Annotated in this window: 1 pseudogene; it reads right to left on the reverse strand. The window is 62.3% G+C overall.

Annotated features, from left to right (window positions below):
- Positions 1-1,187, reverse strand: a pseudogene (locus MCRY_RS22335) (Tn3 family transposase); the annotation flags it as partial.

The following is a 1,187-nucleotide window of genomic DNA, read 5'->3' on the forward strand; positions in this document are numbered from 1 at the left end:
TTCTGGACGATAAGGCCCTCGCGGATCTTGCCCCCGATCAGACTGTGCAATTCGTTTGGCGCTGACGCCGGGTCGAAGAGGTAGATCCGTCTGGATGGCAGGTCACGGATCCGCGGGATGAATCGGAACCCAAGCAGCGAGGTTACGGCAAAGACGTGATCGGTGAACCCGCCGGTGTCAGCATACTGCTCTGTGATCTTCCGCCCGGCCTCGTTCATCAGCAGCCCGTCGAGGATGTAGGGCGCCTCACTCACGGTGGCCGGAATGTTCTGGGTCGCGAATGGGCCGAACTGGTCGGAGACATGGGTATACGCTTTGAGGCCCGGCTCGGAGCCGTATTTCGCGTTGATGAGGTTCATGGCTTCGCCTTGCCGGGCGGCGGGGAAGAATTGCCCGTCGCTGGACGCGGTTACGCCACCACCCCAAAACCTGGCCATGGGCAGCCGGGATTGCGCCTCGATCACCATGGCGAGGGCCTGGTTGATGGCGTCGCTCTCCACATGCCACCGCGACAGGCGGGAAAGCTGGAAGTAATCATGGGTGTTGGTCGCTTCGGCCATCTTGCTGAGCCCGAGGTTCAGGCCTTCGGCCAGCAGCACCGTCAGCATTCCAATCTGGTCTTTGCAGGGCGCCCCAGTTTGCGCAGTTTGATGAAGATTTCCGTGAAGCCTATATCCGCATCGACCTCCTGCATCAGCTCGGTGATCCGTACGGCGGGCAGCCGGTCGTAGAGATCGAGCACGAGCTCGTCCGCCTCTTGCGGCACCGCCGCACTCAGGCGGTCGACTTTCAGGATGCCGTTCTCGATCGAGCCGCCGGGGATGGCCCCGTCACGCGCTGCCTTTGCCAGCCGTTTCAGGCCTTCGGTCATGCGTGCCTTGCGATCGGCAAGCCAGGCTTCCGGATCAAGCGGCACGGCCAATCTTGGCATGTCCTTCACCGCCTCAGCGGGAACCAGGCCTGCTTCAGATCGCTGTAGCGCCGGGAATAAGGCACCCAGATATCGCCTGAGCGGAACGCATCCCGCAGATGGAACAACACCGCCACTTCCCAAAGCCGGTGACCGTCTTCCTTCTGCGCATTCAGATGGCGATGCCATTTCGAGCCGCGCCGCAAGAAGCCAACCGGTCGTTCCTCAGGTCTCTCATCGTCCGCGATCAGCGTGCTGGCCTGCAGCAAGGGCGCTG

The sequence above is a fragment of the Marivita cryptomonadis genome (genome assembly GCF_002115725.1).
GTDB classification, from domain to species: Bacteria; Pseudomonadota; Alphaproteobacteria; order Rhodobacterales; family Rhodobacteraceae; genus Marivita; species Marivita cryptomonadis.